This window comes from Streptomyces sp. NPDC022552 (genome assembly GCF_055561875.1).
Genome location: NZ_JBVHGJ010000001.1, coordinates 121,226 through 146,448 on the forward strand (window position 1 = coordinate 121,226; position 25,223 = coordinate 146,448).

At 71.6% G+C, this 25,223-nt stretch carries 23 protein-coding genes and 2 pseudogenes; 20 read left to right on the forward strand and 5 right to left on the reverse strand.

Features of this window, described 5'->3' with window-relative positions:
• The first annotated feature begins 9 nt into the window (after positions 1-9).
• The 11 genes and pseudogenes from ACZ3OF_RS00605 to ACZ3OF_RS00655 all read left to right on the forward strand — a co-directional run.
• Positions 10-1,542 carry an ATP-binding protein gene (locus ACZ3OF_RS00605; RefSeq protein ID WP_361667129.1) on the forward strand — a complete coding sequence of 511 codons (1,533 nt, stop codon included), beginning with the start codon at positions 10-12 and terminating at the stop codon, positions 1,540-1,542.
• A complete protein-coding gene (locus tag ACZ3OF_RS00610; protein ID WP_361667127.1) occupies positions 1,539-1,892 on the forward strand; it encodes a UBP-type zinc finger domain-containing protein in 354 nt (117 codons plus the stop codon). The genes ACZ3OF_RS00605 and ACZ3OF_RS00610 overlap by 4 nt, the downstream gene beginning before the upstream one ends.
• A gap of 413 nt (positions 1,893-2,305) precedes the next feature.
• Positions 2,306-3,673: a ricin-type beta-trefoil lectin domain protein gene (locus ACZ3OF_RS00615; RefSeq protein WP_361667125.1), complete on the forward strand. Its 1,368-nt coding sequence runs from the start codon at positions 2,306-2,308 to the stop codon at positions 3,671-3,673.
• 54 nt (positions 3,674-3,727) lie between these two features.
• Positions 3,728-6,013 (forward strand): RICIN domain-containing protein, encoded by a 2,286-nt coding sequence (locus ACZ3OF_RS00620; protein WP_361667123.1) that lies wholly within the window; start codon positions 3,728-3,730, stop codon positions 6,011-6,013.
• A gap of 29 nt (positions 6,014-6,042) precedes the next feature.
• A complete protein-coding gene (locus ACZ3OF_RS00625) occupies positions 6,043-7,284 on the forward strand; it encodes a ThuA domain-containing protein (RefSeq protein WP_361667349.1) in 1,242 nt (413 codons plus the stop codon).
• A gap of 354 nt (positions 7,285-7,638) precedes the next feature.
• On the forward strand, positions 7,639-8,907 hold the full coding sequence (pcaDC, locus tag ACZ3OF_RS00630; protein ID WP_361667121.1) for a bifunctional 3-oxoadipate enol-lactonase/4-carboxymuconolactone decarboxylase PcaDC: 1,269 nt from the start codon (positions 7,639-7,641) through the stop codon (positions 8,905-8,907).
• Between the two features lie 55 nt (positions 8,908-8,962).
• A complete protein-coding gene (locus ACZ3OF_RS00635) occupies positions 8,963-9,580 on the forward strand; it encodes an MBL fold metallo-hydrolase (protein ID WP_361667346.1) in 618 nt (205 codons plus the stop codon).
• Positions 9,581-9,645: 65 nt separating this feature from the next.
• The gene (locus ACZ3OF_RS00640; RefSeq protein WP_361667119.1) at positions 9,646-10,425 is read left to right on the forward strand and encodes an exodeoxyribonuclease III; all 780 of its coding nucleotides are present in this window, start codon (positions 9,646-9,648) and stop codon (positions 10,423-10,425) included.
• A 158-nt stretch (positions 10,426-10,583) separates the two neighbouring features.
• Positions 10,584-11,018 carry a DUF6278 family protein gene (locus ACZ3OF_RS00645; protein ID WP_361667117.1) on the forward strand — a complete coding sequence of 145 codons (435 nt, stop codon included), beginning with the start codon at positions 10,584-10,586 and terminating at the stop codon, positions 11,016-11,018.
• 158 nt (positions 11,019-11,176) lie between these two features.
• Positions 11,177-11,377 (forward strand): annotated as a pseudogene (locus tag ACZ3OF_RS00650) (ATP-binding cassette domain-containing protein); the annotation flags it as partial.
• A gap of 112 nt (positions 11,378-11,489) precedes the next feature.
• Positions 11,490-11,606, forward strand: a pseudogene (locus ACZ3OF_RS00655) (amino acid ABC transporter permease); the annotation flags it as partial.
• A gap of 52 nt (positions 11,607-11,658) precedes the next feature.
• Here the strand turns inward: ACZ3OF_RS00655 and ACZ3OF_RS00660 are convergent.
• Complete coding sequence (locus ACZ3OF_RS00660) at positions 11,659-13,212, reverse strand: CocE/NonD family hydrolase (RefSeq protein ID WP_467301861.1); 1,554 nt, start codon at positions 13,210-13,212, stop codon at positions 11,659-11,661.
• Between the two features lie 123 nt (positions 13,213-13,335).
• Positions 13,336-14,508, reverse strand: coding sequence for a L,D-transpeptidase (locus tag ACZ3OF_RS00665; RefSeq protein WP_467301863.1), 1,173 nt, complete (start codon positions 14,506-14,508; stop codon positions 13,336-13,338).
• Positions 14,509-14,608: 100 nt separating this feature from the next.
• Between ACZ3OF_RS00665 and ACZ3OF_RS00670 the strand changes: the two genes are divergently transcribed.
• A complete protein-coding gene (locus tag ACZ3OF_RS00670; RefSeq protein WP_361667366.1) occupies positions 14,609-14,791 on the forward strand; it encodes a hypothetical protein in 183 nt (60 codons plus the stop codon).
• A 48-nt stretch (positions 14,792-14,839) separates the two neighbouring features.
• Positions 14,840-16,075 (forward strand): cytochrome P450, encoded by a 1,236-nt coding sequence (locus tag ACZ3OF_RS00675; RefSeq protein ID WP_361667113.1) that lies wholly within the window; start codon positions 14,840-14,842, stop codon positions 16,073-16,075.
• Here the strand turns inward: ACZ3OF_RS00675 and ACZ3OF_RS00680 are convergent.
• Complete coding sequence (locus ACZ3OF_RS00680) at positions 16,047-16,787, reverse strand: hypothetical protein (protein ID WP_361667112.1); 741 nt, start codon at positions 16,785-16,787, stop codon at positions 16,047-16,049. The genes ACZ3OF_RS00675 and ACZ3OF_RS00680 overlap by 29 nt on opposite strands.
• 104 nt (positions 16,788-16,891) lie before the next feature.
• On the opposite strand from ACZ3OF_RS00680, the gene ggt reads away from it, so the two are divergent.
• Positions 16,892-18,697 carry a gamma-glutamyltransferase gene (gene ggt / locus ACZ3OF_RS00685; protein ID WP_361667111.1) on the forward strand — a complete coding sequence of 602 codons (1,806 nt, stop codon included), beginning with the start codon at positions 16,892-16,894 and terminating at the stop codon, positions 18,695-18,697.
• An 85-nt stretch (positions 18,698-18,782) separates the two neighbouring features.
• On the opposite strand, the gene map is transcribed toward ggt, so the two are convergent.
• The gene (map, locus tag ACZ3OF_RS00690; protein ID WP_467302796.1) at positions 18,783-19,562 is read right to left on the reverse strand and encodes a type I methionyl aminopeptidase; all 780 of its coding nucleotides are present in this window, start codon (positions 19,560-19,562) and stop codon (positions 18,783-18,785) included.
• Positions 19,563-19,582: 20 nt separating this feature from the next.
• On the opposite strand from map, the gene ACZ3OF_RS00695 reads away from it, so the two are divergent.
• Entirely contained in the window at positions 19,583-19,834 is a 252-nt protein-coding gene (locus tag ACZ3OF_RS00695) for a helix-turn-helix domain-containing protein (protein ID WP_467301867.1), read from the forward strand.
• Positions 19,835-19,857: 23 nt separating this feature from the next.
• On the opposite strand, the gene ACZ3OF_RS00700 is transcribed toward ACZ3OF_RS00695, so the two are convergent.
• Complete coding sequence (locus tag ACZ3OF_RS00700) at positions 19,858-20,514, reverse strand: NAD(P)-dependent oxidoreductase (RefSeq protein WP_361667108.1); 657 nt, start codon at positions 20,512-20,514, stop codon at positions 19,858-19,860.
• 61 nt (positions 20,515-20,575) lie between these two features.
• Between ACZ3OF_RS00700 and ACZ3OF_RS00705 the strand changes: the two genes are divergently transcribed.
• The 5 genes from ACZ3OF_RS00705 (at position 20,576) to ACZ3OF_RS00725 (ending at position 25,223) form a co-directional block, all read left to right on the forward strand.
• Positions 20,576-20,980: a winged helix-turn-helix transcriptional regulator gene (locus ACZ3OF_RS00705; protein ID WP_361667107.1), complete on the forward strand. Its 405-nt coding sequence runs from the start codon at positions 20,576-20,578 to the stop codon at positions 20,978-20,980.
• Positions 20,981-20,990: 10 nt separating this feature from the next.
• Positions 20,991-21,371 (forward strand): PPOX class F420-dependent oxidoreductase, encoded by a 381-nt coding sequence (locus ACZ3OF_RS00710; RefSeq protein WP_361667105.1) that lies wholly within the window; start codon positions 20,991-20,993, stop codon positions 21,369-21,371.
• A 121-nt stretch (positions 21,372-21,492) separates the two neighbouring features.
• Positions 21,493-22,881, forward strand: a complete 1,389-nt coding sequence (locus tag ACZ3OF_RS00715; RefSeq protein ID WP_467301871.1) for a UL36 very large tegument protein — start codon at positions 21,493-21,495, stop codon at positions 22,879-22,881.
• A 222-nt stretch (positions 22,882-23,103) separates the two neighbouring features.
• Positions 23,104-23,946: a nitrilase-related carbon-nitrogen hydrolase gene (locus ACZ3OF_RS00720; RefSeq protein WP_361667102.1), complete on the forward strand. Its 843-nt coding sequence runs from the start codon at positions 23,104-23,106 to the stop codon at positions 23,944-23,946.
• The gene (locus ACZ3OF_RS00725) at positions 23,943-25,223 is read left to right on the forward strand and encodes an aspartate aminotransferase family protein (protein ID WP_361667100.1); all 1,281 of its coding nucleotides are present in this window, start codon (positions 23,943-23,945) and stop codon (positions 25,221-25,223) included. The genes ACZ3OF_RS00720 and ACZ3OF_RS00725 overlap by 4 nt, the downstream gene beginning before the upstream one ends.

A 25,223-nucleotide genomic window follows, 5' to 3' on the forward strand; every position in this document is an offset into this window, starting at 1 on the left:
GGAGCGGTCATGAGCGCGCCGGTCATGCCCTGCGACCCGCACGAGATCGGGTCCCTGTTCCTGTTCGAGAAGCTCACGGCGGAGCAGCTCGGCCGGCTGTGCGCCGAGGGGCGGGTGGAGCGGTTCGAGCCCGGTCCCGTGTACACCGAGGGCGAGCCGGCCACCTGCTTCTACGTGATGATCGAGGGCACCGTCGTGCTGTACCGCCGGGTCGGCGGCGACGACGTGGAGGTCAGCCGTACGTCGCAGCGCGGCGTGTACGCGGGTGCCATGCAGGCGTACTTGGGCGACCGGGTGCCGCAGACGTACAACAACTCCATGCGGGTCACCGAGTCCACCCGGTTCTTCGTGCTGCCCGCGCAGTCGTTCGCGGACATCATGCAGGAGTGGTTCCCGATGGCGGCGCACCTGCTGGAGGGGCTCTTCTTCGGCTCCAAGAACACGCAGCGCGCCATCGGACAGCGAGAACGCCTGCTGGCGCTCGGATCGCTGTCCGCCGGACTCACCCACGAGCTCAACAACCCGGCCGCGGCCGCCGTACGGGCCACCGCGGCACTGCGTGAGCGGGTCGGCAAGATGCGCCACAAACTGGCCATCATCGCCAAGGGCCCGTACTCCCGGGAGGCGCTCGCCTCGCTCATCGAGATCCAGGAACGCACCGCCGAACGTGTGGCCAAGGCGCCGGTGCTGAGCCCTCTGGAGGCGTCCGACCGGGAGGACGAGCTCGCCGACTGGCTCGACGACCACGGCATCCCGGAGGGCTGGCGGATCGCACCGACCTTCGTCCAGGCCGGCCTTGACACGGACTGGCTGGAGCAAGTCGCCGCGACCGTGGCCGAGGACATCCTGCCGGGGGCCGTCGGCTGGCTCAACTACACGGTGGAGACCGAGCTGTTGATGGACGAGATCGACGACTCCACCAACCGCATCTCCCATCTGGTGGACGCGGCGAAGCAGTACGCGCAGCTCGATCGTGCCGCGCACCGCGAGGTCGACGTCCACGAACTCCTCGACAGCACGCTGCTGATGCTGTCCGGGAAGATCGGTCCCCGGGTGCGTGTGGTCAAGGAGTACGACCGTTCCCTCCCCGACGTGCCCGCCTATCCGGCGGAGCTCAACCAGGTGTGGACCAACCTCATCGACAACGCGGTGGCCGCGATCGCGAGCACCGGCGGCGACGGCGACGGTGACGGCACGCTGACGGTCCGCACGGCCCGGGAGGGCGACCGGCTGCTCGTGGAGTTCCGCGACACCGGCCCCGGTGTCCCCGACGACATCCGCAGCCGGATCTTCGACCCCTTCTTCACGACCAAACCGGTCGGCGAGGGCACCGGTCTCGGCCTCGACATCTCCTGGCGGATCGTCGTCAACAAGCACCACGGCAGCCTCCAGGTCGAGTCCGTCCCGGGCGACACCCGGTTCCAGGTGCTGTTGCCGCTGACCGCCGCCCCCGAGAGCGACAGCGAGAGCGATGCCGGGACGGAGGCCGAGACCGCGGCCGAGACCATGACGGGGACCACGATCGCCGAGGAGCCCACATGACCGAGATCGAGGGAATCGACCCGAGCGCCCCGCCCAGCGGCACCGGCTGCGCGGAGTGCGACGCGGGTGGCGGCTGGTGGTTCCACCTGCGGCGCTGCGCCCAGTGCGGCCACATCGGCTGCTGCGACTCCTCGCCGGCCCAGCACGCCACCGCCCACTGGAAGTCCACCGGGCATCCCTTGGTGCAGAGCTTCGAGCCGGGCGAGGAGTGGTACTGGAACTACGCCACCGACGACCTGTACAAGTCGGGCCCCGCCCTGGCCCCTCCCGACGGCCACCCGGCCGACCAGGCGACCCCCGGCCCGGCGGGCCGCGTCCCGCAGAACTGGCAGAACCTGCTCCACCCCTGAGGGGCGCCGGGAGGCCTCCGGCTCAAGTCGGAACTGAACCCCGTGCGGCGTGACCGCACGGGGTTCAGTGCTGCGCGCGGGTCCTCCGCAGGGGTCCGCCGGGCGTCCGGCAATCAACAACCGCGCACACATGTCGTCAAGACTTCACGTCAACCTCCGGCGAATCCCAACTCCCGCCCCATTCAGCCGCGTTGCGCGTTCAACGCCTGAATGCGCGGAGTCTTGACGTGCCTGGTTCAGACCTTTACATTCGCCGATCAGAAAGTGGGATGACGTTCACGTTCTTGAACTGCGGTGTGGATCACCACCCTTCGGCTCCGCGGCACCGCCCCTCCACCCGGTCGATCCGCACCGGCCGCCGGCGCCCGGACGCGTCCCACCGACGAGCCGCCCCCCACCCGAGAGGACCCCCCATGCACCGGATCCGCCTGCCACTCACCCTGGCGGCCCTCGCCCTCGCCGCCGGTGGCGTCACCGTCGCCACCGACGCCCCCGCCGAAGCAGCCGTCGGAACGATCACCGGGATCGGCGGCACGTGCGTCGACGTGGCGGGGGCGAGCACGGCGAACGGCACCCCCGTGCAGCTCTACGACTGCAACAGCACCGCCGCCCAGAACTGGGACGTGGGCGCCGACGGCACCATCAAGGCCCTCGGCAAGTGCCTGGACGTGACCTCGGGCGGAACGGCGAGCGGGACGACGGTGCAGCTCTGGGAGTGCAACGGCTCCGCCGCCCAGCGCTGGACGGTGACCGCGGCCCGCGACATCGTCAACCCGCAGGCGGACAAGTGCCTGGACGCCACCGGCAACAGCTCCGCCAACGGCACCCGGCTGCAGATCTGGACGTGCACCGGTGCCGCCAACCAGAAGTGGACGGCTCCACCGGCCGGCGGGACCGGACCGGCCCCCGGGGGGAACATGGCCGTCGCGCCGTACCTGTACAACGGCTGGGGCAGCCCCCCGAACCCGACGACGGTCATGAACGCCACCGGCGTGAAGTGGTTCACGCTCGCCTTCGTCCTCAGCAACGGCTACTGCAACCCGCAGTGGGACGGCAGCCGCCCTCTCGTCGGAGGCGTCGACCAGCAGACGGTCAACACCGTCCGGGCGGCCGGCGGCGACGTCATACCCTCCTTCGGCGGGTGGAGCGGCAACAAGCTGGAGAGCTCCTGCGCCAGCGCCGGTGAACTCGCCGCCGCCTACCAGAAGGTCATCGACGCGTACGGTCTCAAGGCCATTGACATCGATATCGAGGCCGCGGCCTACGACAGTCCCACCGTCCAGCAGCGCACGGTGGACGCCCTGAAGACCGTCAAGGCGAACAACCCCGGCCTGAAGGTGTACGTCACCTTCGGCACCGGCCAGAACGGTCCCGACACCAGCCTCGTCAACCGCGCCGCCGCGGCCGGTCTCTCGGTCGACAGCTGGACCATCATGCCGTTCAACTTCGGCGGCAACGGGCAGAACATGGGCGCCCTGTCGGTCCGCGCGGCCGAGGGACTCAAGACCGCGGTGAAGAACGCGTACGGCTACAGCGACGACCAGGCCTACCGCCACACCGGCATCTCCTCGATGAACGGCGTCACGGACGTGGGAGAGACCATCACCCAGGCCGACTTCCGCACCATCCTCGCGTACGCGCAGCAGCGCCACCTGGCCCGACTGACCTTCTGGTCCGTCAACCGTGACCGGCCCTGCACCGGCGGCGGCGCCGACACCTGCTCGGGCATCGGTCAGCAGGCGTGGGAGTTCACCAGGATCCTCGCGGCCTACAACGGCTGACCGACCGCCGCGGCTCTTCCCGTACGTCTTCCTCCCCTCCCCCCAAGGAGTCCCATGCCCGCCCTTCCACGGAACGCCGGACCCCGACGTCCCGCCCGCGCCCGCCCGCGTCCCCACCGTCTCGGAGCGGCCCTGGCCGCCGGCGCGGTGTTCTGCTCGGCCCTCTTCGCCCTCTCGCCCGGCTCCGCCGCCGCGGTCCCGACGGACGTCCCCACTGGATCCACGGCCGGTTCCACGGCCGTGGCCGCGGCGGAGGTCCCCACCGGCACGGTCACCGTCGTCAACTCCGGCAGCGGCAAGTGCCTCGACGCGCGCGCCGCCGCGACCGCCAACGGCACCGCTGTCCAGCAGTACGCGTGCAACGGCACCTCGGCGCAGCAGTGGACCGTCGCGCCGACCTCGGACGGCCACGTCAGGATCGGCAGCCGCGACGACTCCGCCCAGGTCGTCGACGTCAGCGACGTCTCCACCGCCGACAACGCCGCGGTCCATCTGTGGACCTACGGCGGCGGTCTCAACCAGCAGTGGCGGGCCGTGGACGAAGGGGACGGCGCCTTCCGCCTCGTCAACCGCAACAGCGGGAAGTGCCTCGACGTCCCCGCGGCGTCCACGGCCGACAGCGTGCAGCTCGTCCAGTACACCTGCAACGGCACGGCCGCCCAGCGCTTCCGGATCACCCCCGTCGGCACCGCTCCGGGCGACGTCGATCTCGGTCCGAACGTCGTCGTCCTCGATCCGTCGATGCCCTCGGCGACCATCCAGGGGCGTCTGAACACGATCTTCCAGCGCCAGGAGACCAACCAGTTCGGGTCGGAGCGGTACGCCGTTCTGTTCAAGCCGGGCACGTACAACAACGATGTCAACGTCGGCTTCTACACCCAGGTCCTCGGGCTCGGCCAGTCGCCCGACTCCGTGACGATCAACGGCGCCGTGCACGTGGAGGCCGACTGGTTCCCGCCGCAGAACGCGACCCACAACTTCTGGCGTGGCGCGGAGAACCTCTCCGTCAACCCCACCGGCGGCACCGACCGCTGGGCCGTCTCCCAGGCCTCGGCGTACCGCCGGATGCACGTGCGCGGCAACCTGGAGCTCAGCGACGGCGGCTGGTCCAGCGGCGGCTTCATGGCCGACACCAAGATCGACGGGCAGGTACGCTCCGGCACGCAGCAGCAGTGGCTGACCCGCAACTCGCAGCTCGGCTCCTGGACGGGGTCGAACTGGAACATGGTCTTCGTCGGAAGCCAGGGCGTTCCCGGCACGACCTTCCCCAACCCTCCGTACACGACCGTGGACCGTTCCCCGGTCGTACGGGAGAAGCCCTTCCTCACCGTGGACGCGGCCGGCGCCTACAAGGTCGTCGTGCCCCCCACGCGCAACGACTCCACGGGCACCACCTGGGCGGCCGGGGGTCCGCCCGCCGGAACCCAGCTCGGCATGGAACGCTTCCATGTCGTGAAGCCGGGCGCGACCGCGGCCCAGATCAACGCCGCGCTCGCCGCCGGCAAGGACCTGCTGGTCACGCCCGGGGTGTACCACCTGAACCAGACCCTGCGGATCACCCGCCCGGACACCGTGGTCCTCGGCCTCGGCCTCGCCACCTTCATCCCCGACAACGGGATCACCGCCATGACCGTCGCCGATGTCGACGGGGTGAAGATCGCGGGCGTCCTCTTCGACGCCGGTACCACCAACTCGCCGACACTTCTCGAGCTCGGCCCCGCCGGATCGTCCGCCTCCCACGCGGCGAACCCGACCTCGCTCCACGACGTGTACTTCCGGGTCGGCGGTGCGGCCGTCGGCAGGGCGACCACCAGCCTGGTCGTCAACAGCGACCATGTCATCGGCGACCACCTGTGGGTGTGGCGCGCGGACCACGGCACCGGCGTCGGCTGGAACACCAACACCGCGGACACCGGCCTCGTCGTGAACGGCGACGACGTCACGATGTACGGCCTCTTCGTCGAGCACTACCAGAAGCACCAGACCGTCTGGAACGGCAACCGGGGCCGCACGTACTTCTACCAGAACGAGATGCCGTACGACCCGCCGAACCAGGCCGCCTGGATGAACGGCACGACCCAGGGCTACGCCGCCTACAAGGTCGCCGACTCCGTCACCAGCCACCAGGCGTACGGGCTCGGCAGCTACTGCTTCTTCAACGTCGACCCGGGCGTCACCGCCGAGCACGCCATCGAGGCCCCCAACCGTCCCGACGTCCGCTTCCGGAACATGGTGACCGTCTCGCTCGGCGGGACCGGCACGATCCGGCACGTCGTCAACGACCGCGGCGGCCCGTCCAACTCCTCCACCAACGTCGCGAACCTGGTGAGCTACCCGTGAACCGACTCCTGATCCGACTCCTCGCCCTCATGGCGCTCCTCCTCGGCGCGGGCAGCGTCCCCGCCCAGGCGGCCCCGGCCGCACCGGACTTCCGGGTGATCGCGTTCTACAACGGCACCTGGGACGCGGCCCACATCGACTTCGTCAAGGAGGCCAACGACTGGTTCCCGCGTACCGCCGCCGCCGAGAACTTCGGCTACACGGCGACCACCGACTGGAACCTGCTCGCCAACGGCGGCGTGGACGCGTACGACGTCGTCGTCTTCCTCGACGACGCCCCGCAGAGCGCCGCACAGCGGGCCGGGTTCGAGCGGTACATGCGGGGCGGCGGCGCGTGGCTCGGCTTCCACGTCTCGGCGTTCACGACGAACGCCTCCGGCTGGAACTGGTACTACAACCAGTTCCTGGGCAGCGGGAACTTCCGCTCCAACACCTGGGGCCCGACCACCGCCGTCGTACGCACCGAGAACGCGTCGCACCCCGCGGCGGCGGGCCTGCCCGCGACGTGGACCTCGGCCGTCAGCGAGTGGTACAGCTGGTCGAACAACCTGCGGTCCAACCCGTCCATCAAGGTGCTCGCCTCGGTCGACCCGGTCAGCTTCCCGCTGGGTACCGACCCGAACCAGTCCTGGTACAGCGGCGACTACCCCCTCGTGTGGACCAACACGCAGTACCGCATGCTGTACGCCAACTTCGGCCACAACGCCATGAACCACAGCAACAACACCCGGCTGTCCTCGACCTTCGCCAGTCCCACCCAGAACCGCCTGCTGCTGGACGGCCTGAAGTGGCTCGCGGGCACGGGTCCCACGACCCCGCCGGGCCCCTTCCCGGCGGACTCCTGGTACACGCTGGCCTCCCGGGCGAACGGCCTGTGCGTCGACGCCCGGGCGGCGGGGACGGCCAACGGCACGGCTGTGCAGCAGTACACCTGCAACGGCACCCAGGCCCAGCAGTTCCGTTTCACGCCGACGACGGACGGCTACACCCGCATCGGGGTCCGCGACGCTCCGCAACAGGTCGTCGATGTCGCCGAACGGTCGACCGCCGACGGTGCGCCGCTCCAGCTGTGGTCCTACGCGGGCGGCACGAACCAGCAGTGGCTGCCGGTGAGCGAGCCCTCCGGCACCTACCACTTCGTCGCCCGCCACAGCGGCAAGTGCCTGACCACCGGCGCCACCACGACGACCGGCGTCCAACTGGTCCAACGGCCCTGCGACAACAGTCCGTCACAGAGCTTCCGCCCCACCGCGACGGACGGGGGTCGATGAAGCCGTAGTCCGGTGCGGTGGCGGTGGCGGTGGCGGTGGCGGTGGCGGTTGCGGGGTACGGGGTACGGGGATCCTCACGCCACTCCGACCGGGGCGACACCCGCACCGAGAAACAGCGCTGCACGGTGATCTCCTCGAGGTCGAGCCATCCGTTGTACGCCGAGCCGGACGTACGGGTGACCACGTCCCGCGCGGCGTCCGCCGCCTTGCCCTCGGAGGACTGCCGCCCGGCGCCGAAGGCCGTCCCCGATCACGACGCTTCCTGAGTGTTTCGGCCGCTTTCACGCGATACGACCGGCGTCCCGCGGGGCCCCGGCTTCAGGAACTTCAGCGAGAGATGAGAGGGTCTGGCGGGTGAGCGAGACACCACCGAACACCCTGCAATACCGCATCGACGGCCCCGACGACGCCCCCGTTCTGGTGATCGGACCCTCCCTCGGCACCACCTGGCACATGTGGGATCGGCAGATACCCGAGCTCACCCGCCAGTGGCGCATCGTCCGTTTCGACCTGCCGGGGCACGGCGGGGCACCCGCCCGGCCCTTCACCTCCGTCGCCGAGCTCGGCGACCGGCTGCTGGCCACCCTCGACGAGCTGGGCGTGCAGCGCTTCGGCTACGCGGGCTGCTCCATCGGCGGCGCCGTCGGCCTGGACCTCGCGCTGCGGGCGCCCCACCGGGTCGCCTCGCTCGCCCTGGTCGCCGCCTCGCCCCGGTTCGGCAGCGCCGACGAGTTCCGCCAGCGCGGCGTGATCGTCCGCACCCACGGCCTCGAACCCATGGCCCGTACGGCACCCGAGCAGTGGTTCACCCCCGCCTTCCGCGCCGCGCAGCCGGCGATCGTCGAGTGGGCCGTACAGATGGTCCGCACCACCGACCCCGGCTGCTACATCGGCGCCTGCGAGGCGCTCGCCGTCTTCGACGTACGGGAGGCCCTCGGCCGTATCGGCGTCCCCGCCCTCGTGCTCGTCGGCTCCGACGACCAGGTCACCGGCCCCGCCGAGGCCCGCACGCTGGTCGCCGGGATCGCCGACGCCCGGCTCGCCGTGGTCCCCGGCGCCTCCCATCTCGCCCCCGTCGAGCAGCCCGCCGCCGTCACGGAGCTGCTGACGAGCCACTTCGCCGGGATCGTGCACGACACCCAGAGCGCCGTGCCCGCGCCGGCGATGCCGCCCGTCTCCGCCCCCGTCCAGCCCGTCGCCGAGATCGCGCCCGCCGAGCCGGCGGGCGAGCTCGCCGAAGCCGTGCGGCCCGATCCGTACGACCAGGGCATCAAGCTCCGCCGCGAGGTCCTCGGCGACGCCCATGTGGACGAGGCGCTGACCGACGAGTACGGCACCGACCTCCAGGCCCTCGTCACCCGCTACGCCTGGGGCGAGGTGTGGAGCCGCGAAGGTCTCGACCGCCGTACGCGCAGCTGTGTCACCCTCACCGCCCTGATCGCCGGCGGTCACCTGGACGCACTCGCCGATCACACCAGGGCCGCCCTGCGCAACGGGCTGACGCCCGTCGAGCTCCGTGAGGTCGTCCTCCAGACCGCCGTCTACTGCGGGCTGCCCGCAGCCGAGAGCGCGCTGCGCGTCGTCGGCAGGGTGATCAAGGAGGAGACGACGCCCCAGGCGTAGGCTGACCGGGCCGGTACGGCCCGTCGTAAGGGGGAGTCCTGTGAAGCTGACGAAGATGTCCCACGCCTGCGTCCGACTGGAGAAGGACGGGCGGACGCTCGTCATCGACCCGGGCGGGTTCAGCGAAGAGGACTCCGCCGTCGGCGCCGACGTCCTGCTCGTCACCCACGAGCACCCCGACCACTTCGACGAGCACCGGCTGCGGGCCGGCCTGGAGTCCAACCCGGCGGCCGAGATCTGGACGCTGCGGAGCGTCGCGGAGAAGCTCTCGGCCGCCTTCCCGGGCCGCGTCCACACCGTCGGCCACGGCGACGCCTTCACCGCGGCCGGCTTCGACGTCCAGGTCCACGGCGAGCTGCACGCCGTGATCCACCCCGACATCCCCCGGATCACCAACGTCGGCTTCCTCGTGGACGGCGCCGTCTTCCACCCGGGCGACGCGCTGACCGTCCCCGACCACCCGGTGGACACGCTGATGCTCCCGGTGATGGCGCCCTGGAACAAGATCTCCGAGGTCATCGACTACGTACGGGAGGTCAAGCCGCGACGCGCCTTCGACATCCACGACGCCCTGCTCACCGACCTCGCCCGGCCGATCTACGACAGGCAGATCGGGGCGCTCGGGGGCACGGACCACGGCCGGCTGACCCCGGGCGACTCGACCGAGCTGTGATCCACCGGGGGCGCGGAGCGCAGCGGGAAAGGTGACTGTCGGACCCCGCCGTTAGGCTTGCGCTCATGCGCATCGCGACCTGGAACGTCAATTCGATCACCGCCCGCCTGCCTCGACTCCTGGCCTGGCTGGAGAGCACCGGCACGGACGTGCTGTGCGTCCAGGAGACCAAGTGCACCGCCGAGCAGTTCCCCACCGACGAGCTGCGCGAGCTGGGGTACGAATCGGTCGTCAACGCCACCGGCCGGTGGAACGGCGTGGCGCTGCTCTCCAAGGTCGGCCTGGAGGACGTCGTCATGGGCCTGCCCGGCGGACCCGCCTACGAGGACCTGGAGGAGCCCCGGGCCATCTCCGCCACCTGCGGACCGGTCCGCGTCTGGTCGGTGTACGTACCGAACGGCCGCGAGGTCGTCCACGAGCACTACGCGTACAAGCTCCGCTGGCTGGAGGCGCTCCGGGCGGCCGTCGCCGAGGACGCCGCGGCGGCGCGCCCCTTCGCCGTCCTCGGCGACTACAACATCGCGCCGACCGACGACGACGTCTGGGACCGGGCGGCCTTCGAGGGCCTCACGCACGTCACCGACCCGGAGCGGGCCGCGCTGGCCGGCCTGCGCGAGACGGGCCTCACGGACGTGGTCCCGCGCCCGCTCAAGTACGACCACCCCTTCACGTACTGGGACTACCGCCAGCTCTGCTTCCCCAAGAACCGGGGCATGCGCATCGACCTGGTGTACGGCAACAAGCCCTTCGCCGACGCGGTCAAGGACAGCTATGTCGACCGCGAGGAGCGCAAGGGCAAGGGTGCGTCCGACCACGCCCCGGTCGTCGTCGACCTGGACCTCTGACCCGACCGGGACGTCCACCTCGCCAGGACGGCCGGTCGATCGCGACGGCCGACCGGCTCGTCCAGGTGTCACGGCCTGTCGCCGGGGCGGCCGCCCGCCGCGGATGATCTCCGCGCGCCGGGTGGTGCCACGGGAGGGTGAAATGCGACGCTGTTCGGATGAACATCCCGTTCCTGGACAACTGGCGCAAGCGGCATGCGGCCGAGCACTCCCTGGCCGCGGCCTTCGACCGCGACCCCGAGGGAGTGGGTGAGCTGCTCGCCGAGTGCGAGCTGCTGCGCGCCCGGGTCCAGGACGCCGGGGTGACGCTCGACGACACCCCGCGCTCGCTCGCCGCCCTCGACCAGCTCCCGCCGCGCTGGCGCGACGACCCGGAGGAGCTGCCCTGGCTGGGCAACGACGCCGGGCTCTATCTGGGCACCGTCATCGTGCGGAACGTGCCGGGTGCGAGCTGGCAGGTATGGCCCGGCGGCCAGCCGGTGGTGCGGCTGGCCTCGGGGCGCGAGATCAACGTGGTCGAGGCCGGGCTCGACTGGGCCATGAGCGGATCGCCCGAGCTCTCCCAGGTGTACGGGGAAGCCGCCGAGTTCTGATCCTCCCCGCCTCGGCGTCCCCCGCACCCCGGCGCCTGCCACCCCTCTGCAGTAAATACGGCTTATGCCGCTTTTATGCGTGTCGGGTGTGAAGTCCCTTTTCAGGCTGGATAGTTTGCGCTGACCTCGACACGGCAGAGATAGGGGCAGGGGAGCGTATGGCGGTTGCCGATCCGTTGATCGAGCTGCGTGACCACAACAAGCACTACGGCGCCTTGCGCGCGCTGCAGGGGTTCACCCCCACCGTCGGCCGCGGGGAGGTGGTCGTGGTCATCGGCCCCTCGGGCTCGGGCACGTCGACGCTCTGCCGGGCCATGAACCACCTCGAAGCCGTCGAGTCGGGCGAGATCGTCATCGAGCACTGAGCGGGGGCCGGAGATCATGCACCGTACGCGACGTCGCCTCGCCGCCCTCGAACCGCTCGCCGTCGCCGCCATGGCCGCGCTGGTTGCCTGTGGCAAGGAGGGCCGGTTCGCCACCGGGGTGGCCAGGAGAGAGCGGCGCAGTCCCCGGACGCAGGCCGTCGACGTCGCTCCGGCCGGACCAGGGACGCTGCTGCCGAGCGGGGGCCCCTCCACGGGGCCTTAGCCGCCGCGCAGCAGCGCGCAGGGAGCCAAGCCCGCCCGGCAGCAGCCGGTGATCACTCCGTCCGCAGCGGGACCGACACGTACGAGGGGTCGGCCTCCGGGGAGGAGAAGGTCAGCTGCGCGCCGGTCGGGTTGTGCTCGATGTAGAGCGGGTCGACGGTGTCGACGACCAGGGCGAGACGGTGTCCGGCTGGCACGTCGTAGGCCGTGGAGAACAGCTCCAGGTCGACACCGAACGGTGTGCCGGGCGTCTTGCCGTGGAAGGTGTACGGCGCGTTGCTGACCAGCTTGCCGAGGCCGAGCGGGCCCACGTCGTAGAGGTACGCGACGAGGGTGCCGCTCTCCTTGGTGGAGGTGACCGTGGTGTGCACCTTCGCCGTGCCGCGCACCTTCTGGGGCGTGCCGTACCGCTCGGACTGCCACACGCCGGCGAAGGCGCGGGGGAGGAGGGGGACCGAGGCGACGGGCGGGGTCCTGAGCAGCTGGTCCAGGAGATTGGAGAGCATCACGATGCCGCCGTTGGCGCCGGAGTCGACGTTCGCCCAGATCCGCTGGGTGCCGCCGAGCGCGAACTTCCGCTCGTTCGCGCCGACGGACTTCCAGTCCGGATAGCCCTCGTAGCCGCCGGTGGAGCGGGACTTGAGCTGGACCGGCTGCTCGCGGTCGATGCCGTTGTCGGTGCCCTTGAGGTAGCGGTCGAACCAGCGGTGCGCGCTGGTCCAGGTGTCGTTGGGCAGCCCGAGCAGACCGGTGGCCTCGGCGGTGGCGTGGTCGCCGGGGCGGAACTCCAGGCGCTTGGGGCCCTGGAGCTTCTCGTAGAAGGAGGCGTACTGGTTGGGCGGGAAGATCGTGTCGCCCCAGGCGTTGCCCAGCATGATCGCGGCGCCGTTGGCGTTGATCCGGTCGAGGTAGGTGACCGCGGAGCGCTGTCGGCCCCACTCGATCATCTCCCCCTCCTTGGCGAGGTTTGAGGTGAGGAAGTCGCCCAGGATCTGCTGGAGTTCGGGGCCCGGGCGGCCGGTGAGGTAACCCGCGCCGCCGAGCAGCCCGGCGGCCTGGAGGTGCTGGGTGCGGCCGCTGTAGATGGACTCGATGAGGTCCGCCCAGCCGCTCAGTGCGGCGACGGCCTTGATCCGCTCGTCGTGCGCGGCGGCGAGGAGGCTGATGCCGGCGCCGTAACTCACGCCCGCCATACCGACCTTCGCCGGGTCGGCGGGGGTGTGGGCGAGGGCCCAGTCGATGACCTTGGAGGCGTCGGCTATGTCCTTCGGCCCCGCGGTCTCGATCTCGCCGCCGGACTGCCAGAAGCCGCGCGAGTTGTAACTCACCACGACATAACCGGAGTCGGCGAGCTTCTTGGCCTGCGCCAGATACTCGACCTGGGGCATGGCCCAGCTGGTGGGGAGCACGATCACGGGGTAGCGGGCCGAGCCGTCGGCACCGGCGGGGGTGACGACATTGGCCTTGAGGACGGTGCCGCCTTCGCCGGCGATGTCGACGAAGCGGACGGATGCGCCGGACTCCGCGGCGTGGGCGGCGGGGGCGAGCCCGAGGGCCGTCCCGGCCACCAGGGCAGCCGAGACGGCGAAGACCAGAGGTGTACGCACGGGTCACTCCTCACTCGTGTCACTGGTGGGGACAGTGCAAAGTGACCCGACGGTAACCGGCCAGGCTTACCTGGGGTAACCGGTCGGTAAGTTACGCGAGGGTAACGATTGTTGAACGCGCGATCAGCGCAGGGCGCTCTTCGCCTGCCACTCGGCCCACGAGAGGTTCCACTCGCCGTAGCCGTTGTTCAGCGCCTGCGTCCCCTTGGCGTCGGAGCCGGTGATCTCGAAGGGGTCGCCGACCTGCACCGCTTCGTACACACTGCGCGCGTTGGCGTCGCTCATTCCGATGCAGCCCGAGCTCTTGTTCGCACTGCCGAAGTAGGCGGCGTTCCAGGGGGCCGCGTGGGCGTACATGCCCGACCAGGTAAGGCGCATCGAGTAGTCGACCATCTTGTCGTAGGCGTCACCGAGGCCGACGGTCTCGGAGCGCATGTTGATGGTGCCCTCCTTGGACATCAGGACGGTCTTCCCGCGCCACGACGCCTTCTCGCCGCCCGGCGTACCGGCCGACATGGGCACGTCCTTGACGGTCTGCCCGTCGCGCAGCAGCGTCAGCCGGTGATTGTCGAGATCCACCTTGACCAGCTGGTTCCGGCCGATCGAGAACGTGGTGGTGTAGTCGCGGACGAACCAGCCGCCGGCGCCGGAGTCGATCCCGCTCAGGGTGGCGTCCAGAGTGACCTTCGTTCCGGACTTCCAGTACTCCTTCGGCCGCCAGTCGACCCGGTCCTTGCCGGACCAGTCCTGCATCCAGCCCCAGGAGCCCTCGGTGTTGTTCGAGGTGGTGACCTTGAGGTGCTTCTCGACGTCCGCCTTGTTCTTCACCGGGTGGTCGAACACGATCGAGAGCGGCTGGGCGATGCCGACCGTGGTGTTCTTCCCCGGGGCCAGGGTCAGCTTGTTCACCTTGTCGGGCGCGGCGGTCGTGAACGCGGCCTTCGCGCTGCCCCCGGCGGCGTCCCGCGCCTCGACGGCGTACGCGGTCCCGGGCGTGGCCTTCCGGGACGAGGTCCAGCTCTTCCCGTCCGCCGACACCTTCCCTTCGAGCCGCGCGCCCTTGGAGTCGGTGACGCTCACCTCCTTGAGCCGCTCACCCTCGGCGAGGGTGACGGTGACCGGCTCGCCGGCCCGCGCCCGGTCGCCGGTCAGGTTCACCGTGATACGCGTCTTCGGCGCGGTCTGCTTGTCGTCGCCCCCTGGGCCGCCCGCTCCTCCCGATCCGCCGGAACAAGCACTGAGCCCCAGGGTCAGGGCGGCGGTGACGAGCAGGGCGGGCACGGGTATGCGGTTCACAGGGACGACCTCCGGTGGTGATCTCTTACGCCGGGTGAGAGTGCCGACGGCCGGAATCGGTTCCGCATACATGCACTATTTCGCCGATGTCGGATGTGACATGGGCGACGATCTCTCCTGCCCGGGCTCGGGCCGCTCGCCGGGGCGCGGGTGCGGATCGCCGGGCCGTACGGAGGAGGGCCGCTGGTCGGAACTGCGCGCCGTCGGCTTCTCGCCCTCCGGGCGGACGCCGGCCGTCGCGACCAGCTGTGACCTGACCCTGTGGAGCCGCTCCGAGGCGTGACGCCCCGGGACCTGGAATTCCGGCGGCGGCCGCCCCAAGCTATGGGGCGTGGACAGCGACAGCGACGTACCCGACGTCTTCGACCCGCGGATCTACGCCGGCGGGATCCCGCACAACGCCTTCCGGGTCCTGCGCGACCGCCGGCCCGTCGCCTGGCAGGAGGAGTACGGAGTCCTCGGCTGGCCCGCCGGACCCGGGTTCTGGGCCGTGACGCGCCACGCCGACGTCGTACGGGTGCTCAAGGACTCCGCCGCCTACTCCTCACACCTCGGCGCCACCCAGATCCGCGACCCCGACCCGGCCGATCTGCCGTTCATCCGGCGGATGATGCTCAACCAGGACCCTCCCCACCACGGCCGGCTGCGGCGGCTCGTCAGCCGCGCCTTCACCCCCGGGCGGATCGAGCGGTTCGCCGGGACCGCGCGGACGCGCGCCCGCGAGCTGCTGAAAGCCGCCTTCGACGCCGGCCCCGAGGTCGACCTCGTCCACGCCGTCACCGACGACTACGCGCTGCTCAACCTGACCGACCTGCTCGGCGTGCCCGCGAGCGACCGAGACCTGCTCCTCGCCTGGACCGAGCGGGTCATCGCCTACCAGGACCCCGACGAGCCGGCCGTCCTCGACGACCGGGGGCAGCCCGTCAATCCCCGGTCACCCGCCATGCTCGCCGAGATGTTCGGCTACGCGCAGGAACTCGCCGCCTACAAGCGGAAGAACCCCGCCGACGACATCATGACCACCCTCGCCACCTCCGAACTCCTCCCCGCCGAACTGGAGATGTTCTTCTTCCTGCTGACCGTCGCCGGCAACGACACCGTCCGCAGCGCCGCCCCCGGCGGACTGCTCGCCCTCGCCGAGCACCCGGACGAACGTCAGCGGCTCTGGAGCGGCGAGGCCGGCGTCGAGCGGGCCGTCGACGAGCTGCTGCGGTGGCACCCGCCCGTGCTCTCGTTCCGCCGCACCGCCACCCGCGACACCGAACTCGCAGGCCGGCCCATCGCCGCAGGTGACAAGGTCGTCGTCTTCCACGCCTCCGCCAACCACGACGAACGCGTCTTCACCGACCCCCACCGTCTCGACCTGGACCGGTCGCCGAACCCGCACGTCTCCTTCGGTGACGGCCCGCACATCTGCCTCGGCGCCCACTTCGCCCGGCTCCAGCTCCAGGTGCTCCACGAGGAGGTGCGCGACACCCTGGACGACCTCGCGCTCACCGCGCCGCCCCGGCGGCTCGTCTCCAACTTCATCAACGGCGTCAAGACCCTGCCGGTTCGGGTGCGGTAGCGGGGGCGGCGGTCCGTGCGGCCCGTGTGACGTCGGCGACCAGCTCCACCACATCGGGTCCGTACGCATCGGAGTTGATGACCTTGAGGAGCAGCACGAAGGGTCCGGAGCCGTACTTCCGCGCCAGCTTCTCGTGGTTCCGGGCCAGATGACGCGCCGCGGCCTGGTTGGACACCGCGGCCTGGCCGCAGAAGAGGAAGACCGGCCGTCCGCCGTCGCCCCCGGTGAGACGCGCGAGGACCACGTACTCGGTGTCCCCGTTCACGAGCCGGTACTCCTCGCCCCCGACCGTGAACATACCCCGGTCCGCCGCCGGTTCCGGCTCCGCGTTCATCGTCAGGCCGGGCAGCAGGGACGCGAGGTGGGCCGCCATCCGGCGGTTCGAGTACGGTCCGCCCACGCAGAACTCCGCGCGATCCCCGAGACCCTGCCGGGCCTCGTCGTGCTGCACGATCTCCGGCCGCGCCCCGCAGTCCTTGATCAGGGCGGACAGTTCGATCAGGGCGGACACGTCGACGTTGTGCACCGTCCGCTCGCTGCCCGCCTTACGGTTCACCACCAGCAGGCACGCGGAACCGTCGGTCAGGCCGAAGAACGCCTGCTTGCGCCGGAGCGCGCGGCGCCAGAGGTAGGTCCGGGCGAGCCAGCCCAGTGAGGCGCTGACCCCGGTCGCGAGGACCCCCAGCACGACATTGCGCAGGTCTTCATTCATGGGGGCGCATGCTAGCGGCACGCCGCACCACTGTTCGAGGCGGTCCTGACGTGAGGGCGCGACGGAAGTTACGCTGCGCGGACGGTCGTTGACTGGAGGTACAAGTGCGACGCTCCACCGCTCGGAAGGTCTCTCTGCTCGCCGTCGCCGCGACGGTGCTCTCGGTGGGGGCCGCGGCGCCACCGACCGGCTCCACACCACCCCCGCCCCCGGTGAAGGAACCCGTCGCCGTCGGGTACGGCGGAGCCGTCGCCAGCGTCGACGCCGACGCCTCGGCCGCCGGTATCGAGGTGCTCCGCAAGGGCGGCAACGCCGTCGACGCGGCTGTCGCCGTGGCCGCGGCCCTCGGCGTCACCGAGCCCTACTCCGCGGGCATCGGCGGAGGCGGATTCTTCGTCCACTACGACGCGAGGACCCGGACCGTCCGCACCATCGACGGCCGCGAGACCGCGCCCGCCTCGGCGGACAAGAACCTGTTCGTGGAGAACGGCGCGCCCATCCCCTTCGAGGAGGGCATGACCAGCGGCCGGGGCGTCGGCACACCCGGCACCCCCGCCACCTGGGAGGCCGCGCTTGACGCCTGGGGCACCAAGCCGCTGCGCACCCTCCTCGAACCGGCCGAGCGCCTCGCCCGCGACGGCTTCACCGTCGACGCGACCTTCCGCGCCCAGACGGCCTCGAACGAGGCCCGCTTCCGGGACTTCCCGGCCTCCTCGAACCTCTTCCTGCCGGGGGGCCAACTCCCCGTCGTCGGATCGACGTTCAAGAACCCCGACCTGGCCCGTACGTACGACAAGCTGGGCCGCGAAGGTGTCGGCGCGCTCTACCGGGGGCCCTTGGCCCGGGACATCGTCAACACCGTCCGGAAGCCTCCGGTGCGGGACGGGGCCACGCGGGTGGTCCGCTCCGGCGACCTGACGGAGCGTGACCTCGCCGCGTACGAGACCGAGCGGCGCCGGCCCACGAAGGTCTCCTACCGCGGCCTCGACGTCTACGGCATGGCCCCCTCGTCGTCCGGCGGCACGAGCGTCGGCGAGGCGCTCAACATCCTGGAGCGCACCGACCTCTCCGCCGCCTCGCAGACCCGTTATCTGCACCGCTTCATCGAGGCGAGCCGGATCGCCTTCGCCGACCGGGGCCGATGGGTCGGCGACCCGGCCTTCGAGGACGTGCCCACACGGGAGCTGCTCTCGCAGCGGTACGCCGACTCCCGGGAGTGCCTGATCCGCGACGACGCCGTGCTCACCAGCCCGCTCGCGCCCGGTGACCCGCGCGATCCGGCGGCCTGCGCGACCGGTGGGACGGCCGCGCCGACCACGTACGAGGGCGAGAACACCACGCACCTGACGGTGGCCGACAAGTGGGGCAACGTCGTCGCCTACACGCTGACCATCGAGTCGACGGGCGGCAGCGGCATCACCGTCCCCAACCGCGGCTTCCTGCTCAACAACGAGCTGACCGACTTCTCCTTCGCCCCGGCGAACCCGGCCGTCCACGACCCGAACCTCCCCGGTCCCGGGAAGCGGCCCCGCTCCTCGATGTCCCCGACGATCGTCCTCGACCGGCACGACCGGCCGGTGCTAGCGCTCGGCTCCCCGGGCGGGGCGACCATCATCACCACCGTGCTCCAGACGCTGACCGGTGTCGTGGACCGGGATCTGCCGCTCGTCGAGGCCATCGCGGCCCCGCGCGCCAGCCAGCGGAACCAGACGACGACGGAGCTGGAACCGGGCCTGTGGAACAACCCGCTGCGCGCCGAACTCGAAGCCATCGGCCACGGCTTCCGGCAGAACCCGGAGATCGGTGCGGCGACGGGCGTCCAGCGGCTGCCGGACGGGCGCTGGGTCGCCGCGGCGGAGAAGGAGCGGCGCGGCGGCGGCTCGGCGATGGTGGTGCGGCCGGTGGGGTAGGGCCAGGGGGCCCGTACGGACAGGGGGCCCGTACGGACAGGGGGCGGGGCTCCTCGTGCGCGAGGCCCCGCCCGCCGTCTCGCCCCTACAGGGCCGTCAGGATCCGGGGACCGTCGTCCGTGATCGCCACCGTGTGCTCGGCGTGGGCGGCGCGGGAGCCGTCCACCGTACGGATCGTCCAGCCGTCCCGCGCCGTGTAGTGGTCGTCCCCGCCGCCGCCGATCAGCATCGGCTCGATCGCGAGCACCATGCCGTGCCGCAGCGGCATGCCCCGGCCCCGGCGCCCCTCGTTGGGGACGCCGGGGTCCTCGTGCATGGCCCGGCCGATGCCGTGGCCGCCGAAACCGTCGGGGATGCCGTACCCGGCGCTCCGGCAGACCCGGCCGATCGCGTGCGCGATGTCGCCGATCCGGTTGCCGACGACGGCCGCGCCGATACCCGCCTCCAGCGCGGCATCGGCCGTGTCGATCAGCCGGGTGTCCTCGGGGCGCGCCCGGCCCACGGTGAAGCTGACGGCGGAGTCGCCCGCCCAGCCGCCGAGGAGCGCCCCGCAGTCGACGGAGACCAGGTCCCCGTCCGCGAGGCGGTCGTCGCCAGGGATGCCGTGCACGATCGCGTCGTTGACCGAGAGGCACACGACCGCTGGGAACGGCACGGGCGCCCAGTCGGGGCGGTAGTCCAGGAACGGCGACCCGGCTCCGGCCGCCGCGAGGACCTCCCGGGCCGCCCGGTCCAGCTCCTTGCCCGTGACCCCGGGCGCCGCCTTCTTCCGTACGGCCGCCAGTGCCTCGGCGACCACCCGCCCCGCGTCGCGCATGGCCCGCAGGGATTCTTCCGTCTTGATCTCCACCATGCCAATTACTATACCGGTATTAGTATGGCGGCATGGTGCGCACACCCCTGACCCCCGAAGAGCGCGAGCGCGGCGAGCGGCTCGGCCGCATCCTGCGCGAGGCGCGCGGAGACCGCTCGATGGTCGAGATCGCCGCGACCGCCGGACTCTCCGCCGAGACCCTCCGCAAGATCGAGACCGGCCGGGCCCCGACGCCGGCCTTCTTCACGGTCGCGGCGCTGGCGGGCGTCCTCGGCGTCTCGATGGACGAACTCATCACCCGGTGCGCCCTGGCGCCGGTCTGACGGCGCCCGGCCGCCGCGTCGCCTCAGGCCGAGACGGCGAGCTGGACGCGGCTGTGGCGTGGCCGCTCGATCTCGTCGACGATCGCCGACGCGAGGTCCGCATGGGCGATCCGCCCCGGCCCGTCGAGCACCGTGCCCACCGCCGTCCGGTACGCGCCGGCCACCTCCGCCTCCGCGTTCAGGTCCAGCGGCGGGACGACCATCAGCCAGTCGAGCTCGGGCCCCGCCTCGCCCGTGAGCAGCTCGAACTCCGCCACGTGCCCTTGGGCGAACGCCCGCCACTCGGCGGGGAATTCGGGCGCGTCCATCAGCCGGACCCCGGGCGAGGTCTCCAGCGTCGTCGCGATGCCCAGGGTCAGCAGCCGTCGTACCCCCGCCTCGCCGAGACCGGTGAGCAGGGCCTTCGCCGCCGCCGTGAAGTACTCCTCCGAGGGCAGATCGAGACGGGCCGAGGCGTTGACCGCCGCGTCGTGGCCCGTGGCGAGGGCGGCCACCGACGCCGGATCCGTGACGTCTCCCCGTACGACCGTGACCGAACCGCCGCCCAGATCCCGGTACTTGGCGGGCTCGCGCACCACGGCGGTCACCCGGTGGCCCCGGGCCGCGGCCCGCGTCACGACGGCGCGGCCGACCCGTCCGCCCGCCCCGAAAACGATGATGTTCCTCGTGTCTTCGCTCATGTGCCGACCGTAGGGCGGGGACGCCTGGTTACTTCAACGGTACTGGTCTAGCTTCGGACGCATGAACGAGCATGTGACCGAGCGCAGGGCCGCCGGGCGAGAGCCCCTCGCGCCCGATCTGTTCGACGATCCGGCCTGCGCCGACCACGCGCAGCCCTTCCGTGTCGGCGACAAGTGGACCGGCATGGTGCTCCGCTGCCTGGAGGACGGCCGGCCGCGCCGCTTCTCCGAGCTGCGCGTCCCGCTCCACTGGATCACTCCCAAGGTGCTCACCGAAACCCTGCGTTCCATGGAGCGCAACGGCTTCCTCACCCGGACCGTCCACGACGAGAACCCGCCGCGCGTCGAGTACGCGCTGACCGCCCTCGGCCGTTCGCTCATCGGGCCGCTCGACACCGCCTGCGACTGGGCCCGCGCGCACGTCCCGGAGGTCACCGCGGCCCGGGCGGCCTACGAGCGCCGTTAGTCTCGACGGCATGATTCCCGAGGAGCTGCGGCGCGGCCGCTACGTCAGTCTGACAACCTTCCGCCGGAACGGCACGGGCGTCGCGACCCCGGTCTGGTACGCGGTCGAGGGCGACGAGCTGTACGCCTGGACCCGCACCGACTCCTGGAAGGTGAAGCGGCTGCGGAACGACCCGCGGACCGTGGTCGCCGTCTGCGACCTGCGCGGGAACGTCGAGGAGGGCGCGGTACGCCTGGAGGGCCGTGGCCGGCTCCTGGAGGGCGAGGAGCTGCGGCGGGTGCGGAAGCTGCTCTCGCGCAAGTACACCTGGCAGTTCTGGCTCGTCGACTGGCCCGCCATGATCGCCCGGCTGGGGAAGCGGCCGCACACCGGGATAGCGGTGCGTTTCTGACCCGTTCGCCATCGGAGCGGGCACCGGACGAAAACAGTCCGTAGCCGTCCCGTAACACGACTGAGGTCGAATACCCCCGGACCGGAAGGGCCCAGTCGAGTGCGCGGGCGGTGCGGACGATATGACGGTGTATCAACTCCCGGCGGAGGTAGGTGCGTTCGCGCGCTACCTCAGAGGTCTGGCGGCGAGCCTGGTGCCGGGGGAAGGGTGGTACGGCGTCTTCGCGAGCCGTGACCCGGAGGGCCTGCGGGCCTGTTTCGACGGTACGGAGATCCTGCCCTGGGACGTCGTCGAGTCGCTGCTCCAGGACCTGGGCGAGTCGCCCCTCGGACCGCAGGCCACCCGGGCGAGAGCTCTGCACGGCGCGGCCGCCGCGGCCCATGACCGGCGGCCCGGCGGCGCGGAGGTGCTGCGCGAGCGCCTGGGGGCGATGGAGCGCGAGCGGCGGTACGCCGAGACCCGCGTCCAGGAACTCGACGCGGCGCTGAGAGAGGCGCAGGGCGGCGGGCCGGACGCCGAGCGGATCGGCGGCGAACTGGCCTGGGCCCGGGACGACCATGCTCGGGCGACCGCCCGGATCGCGGACCTCGCGGCGCGCCTCGCGGCACTCGCCGACGACCGGCGGCCGACGCCGGCGTCCGTCTCCACCACCGCCCCCGGGCCCGCGTCCGCCTCCGCCGCAGGGCCCGCGCCCGCCCCCGCCCCCGCCGCAGGGTCCGCCCCCGCCCCCGCCCCCGCCGCAGGGTCCGCCCCCGCCCCCGCCCCCGCGCCCCGGCGGAAGCCGCGCGGCGCTCGGTACGCCTGGCTCGGCGGGGCCGAGGAGGGCGAGGAGGGCGTACCGGCCCCCGTGTCCGTACCCGACCTGCCTGCGGCCGGCTCGGCGCCCCGCGGTGCCCGGTTCGGCGGAGCCGAGGCGCCTCCCACCGCCCCCTCCGGCCCCGCCTCCGCGTCCCGTCCGCCGGCGAGCGAGGCCGCCGAGGGCGCGGCCCGCGCGGCCGGGAACGCGGTCTACGCGCTCCAGCGGCTGCGCTCCCAGGGCCGCAGCGGCGAGGCGCACGCACTCCTCTGCGAGGCCGTCGCCGGGCCTCCTGCCTGGCTCCCGGCGCTCGCCGCGGAGCTGCACCGGGCCGGCCTCGGCGCCGACTGGTCCACGCTCCTGTGGGAGGCGGCCCTGCTGCCGCCGGAACGCCTCGCCGCCGTCGCCGGGGCGCTCGCCGACGCGGGCAGGTCCGAGGACTGCGAGCGGCTGCTGCGGCAGGGAGTCTCCCGCCCGGTCGGCGAACTGGCGGGCGCGTGCGCCGCGCTGCACGCCGAGGGGCACCGTCGCGAGGCCCACGCCCTGCTCACGGCGTTCCTCCGGATCCGTACGCCCGAGGACGCCGCCCACCTCGCCGCCGCCGACCCGCACGGCCTGATCCCCCAACTCCGCACCGCGGCCGCCGCGATCTCCGCGGCCCTCGAACGCGACCTGCTCCACGCCCTTCGCGTGGCGGGCCTGGCGGGCGTCTGACCCGGATCCGCACACTCCGCGCGACCGGTGACAACCGCCCGTACGTCAACCCGATCGTGTCGGTGCGTGTCCGACATGGACCACTCGGGTATGAAACATGATCGACTCCGGCGGTTCACGGCGGTGGTCTTGCTCCGGGGTGTGACGGGGCTTACGTTCTCCTCCTACGCACCGTGTCTACGTGCGTAGAGGCTCTCTGACGCCGTGCCGAAGGAGCAGCTCATGACCGACGTCGTACGCGCCGCACTCGTCCAGGCGACCTGGACCGGCGACACCGAATCCATGATCGCCAAGCATGAGGAGCACGCCCGTGAGGCGGCCCGGCAGGGCGCCAAGGTCATCGGGTTCCAGGAGGTCTTCAACGCCCCCTACTTCTGCCAGGTTCAGGACCCCGAGCACTACCGCTGGGCCGAACCCGTGCCCGACGGGCCCACCGTGAGCCGGATGCGGGAGCTCGCCCGGGAGACCGGGATGGTGATCGTCGTGCCGGTCTTCGAGGTCGAGGGCGCCGGTTTCTACTACAACACCGCCGCCGTCATCGACGCCGACGGCACCTACCTCGGCAAGTACCGCAAGCACCACATCCCCCAGGTCAAGGGCTTCTGGGAGAAGTACTACTTCCGCCCGGGCAACCTCGGCTGGCCGGTCTTCGACACCGCCGTCGGCAAGGTCGGCGTCTATATCTGCTACGACCGCCACTTCCCCGAGGGCTGGCGTCAACTCGGTCTCAACGGAGCCCAGTTGGTCTACAACCCCTCGGCCACCCACCGCGGCCTCTCGTCCTATCTCTGGCAGCTCGAACAGCCGGCCGCCGCCGTCGCCAACGAGTACTTCGTCGCCGCCATCAACCGCGTCGGCATCGAGGAGTACGGCGACAACGACTTCTACGGCACCAGCTACTTCGTCGACCCCCGCGGCCAGTTCGTCGGCGAGACCGCCTCGGACAAGACGGAGGAACTCGTCGTCCGCGACCTCGACTTCCGTCTCATCGAGGAGGTCCGGCAGCAGTGGGCGTTCTACCGCGACCGCCGACCCGACGCCTACGACGGGCTGGTGCAGCCGTGACCGGCCTCTACGACCGCCATCGCGCCGTCATCCCCGACTGGGTCGCCCTCTACTACAAGGACCCCATCGAGATCACCCACGGCGAGGGCCGCCACGTCTGGGACGCCGAGGGCACCCGGTATCTCGACTTCTTCGGCGGCATCCTCACCACCATGACCGCCCACGCGGTGCCCGAGGTCACCAAGGCCGTCGCCGAGCAGGCCGGCCGGATCATCCACTCCTCCACGCTCTACCTCAACCGCCCCATGGTGGAGCTCGCCGAGCGGATCGCCGCCCTCTCCGGCATCCCCGACGCCCGCGTCTTCTTCACCACCTCCGGCACCGAGGCCAACGACACGGCCCTGCTGCTCGCCACCACGTACCGGCGCTCCAACCAGCTCCTCGCGATGCGCAACAGCTACCACGGCCGGTCCTTCTCCACGGTCGGCATCACCGGCAACCGCGCCTGGTCCCCGACGAGCCTCTCCCCGCTCCAGACGCTGTACGTGCACGGCGGCGTCCGCACCCGCGGGCCGTACGCGCAGTACACCGACGAGCGCTTCATCGAGGCGTGCGTCGCCGACCTGGAGGACCTGCTCGGCCACACGCGGGACGTCGCCGCCCTCATCGCCGAACCCATCCAGGGCGTCGGCGGCTTCACCTCCCCGCCCGACGGGCTCTACGCCGCCTTCCGCCGCGTCCTCGACCGGCACGGCATCCTCTGGATCTCCGACGAGGTGCAGACCGGCTGGGGCCGCACCGGCGACCACTTCTGGGGCTGGCAGGCGCACGGCCTGGCGGGTCCGCCCGACATCCTCACCTTCGCCAAGGGCATCGGCAACGGCATGTCGGTCGGCGGAGTCGTCGCCCGCGCCGAGATCATGAACTGTCTCGACGCCAACTCGATCTCCACCTTCGGCGGCTCGCCGATCACCATGGCCGCGGGCCTCGCCAACCTCGGGTACCTCCTCGAACACGACCTCCAGGGCAACGCCCGGCGCGTCGGCGGCCTGCTGATCGAGCGGCTGCGGGCCGTCGGCGCCGGCATCGACGCCGTGCGGGAGGTCCGCGGCCGCGGTCTGATGATCGGCATCGAACTGACCCGGCCGGGCACCGACGAGGCCGACCCGGCGGCCGCCGCGGCCGTCCTGGAGTCCGCCCGCGAGAACGGACTGCTCATCGGCAAGGGCGGCGGCCACAACACCAGCTCGCTGCGGATCGCCCCACCGCTCTCGCTGACCGTCGCCGAGGCCGAGGAGGGCGCGGACATCCTCGAACAGGCCCTCCGTTCCCTGTAG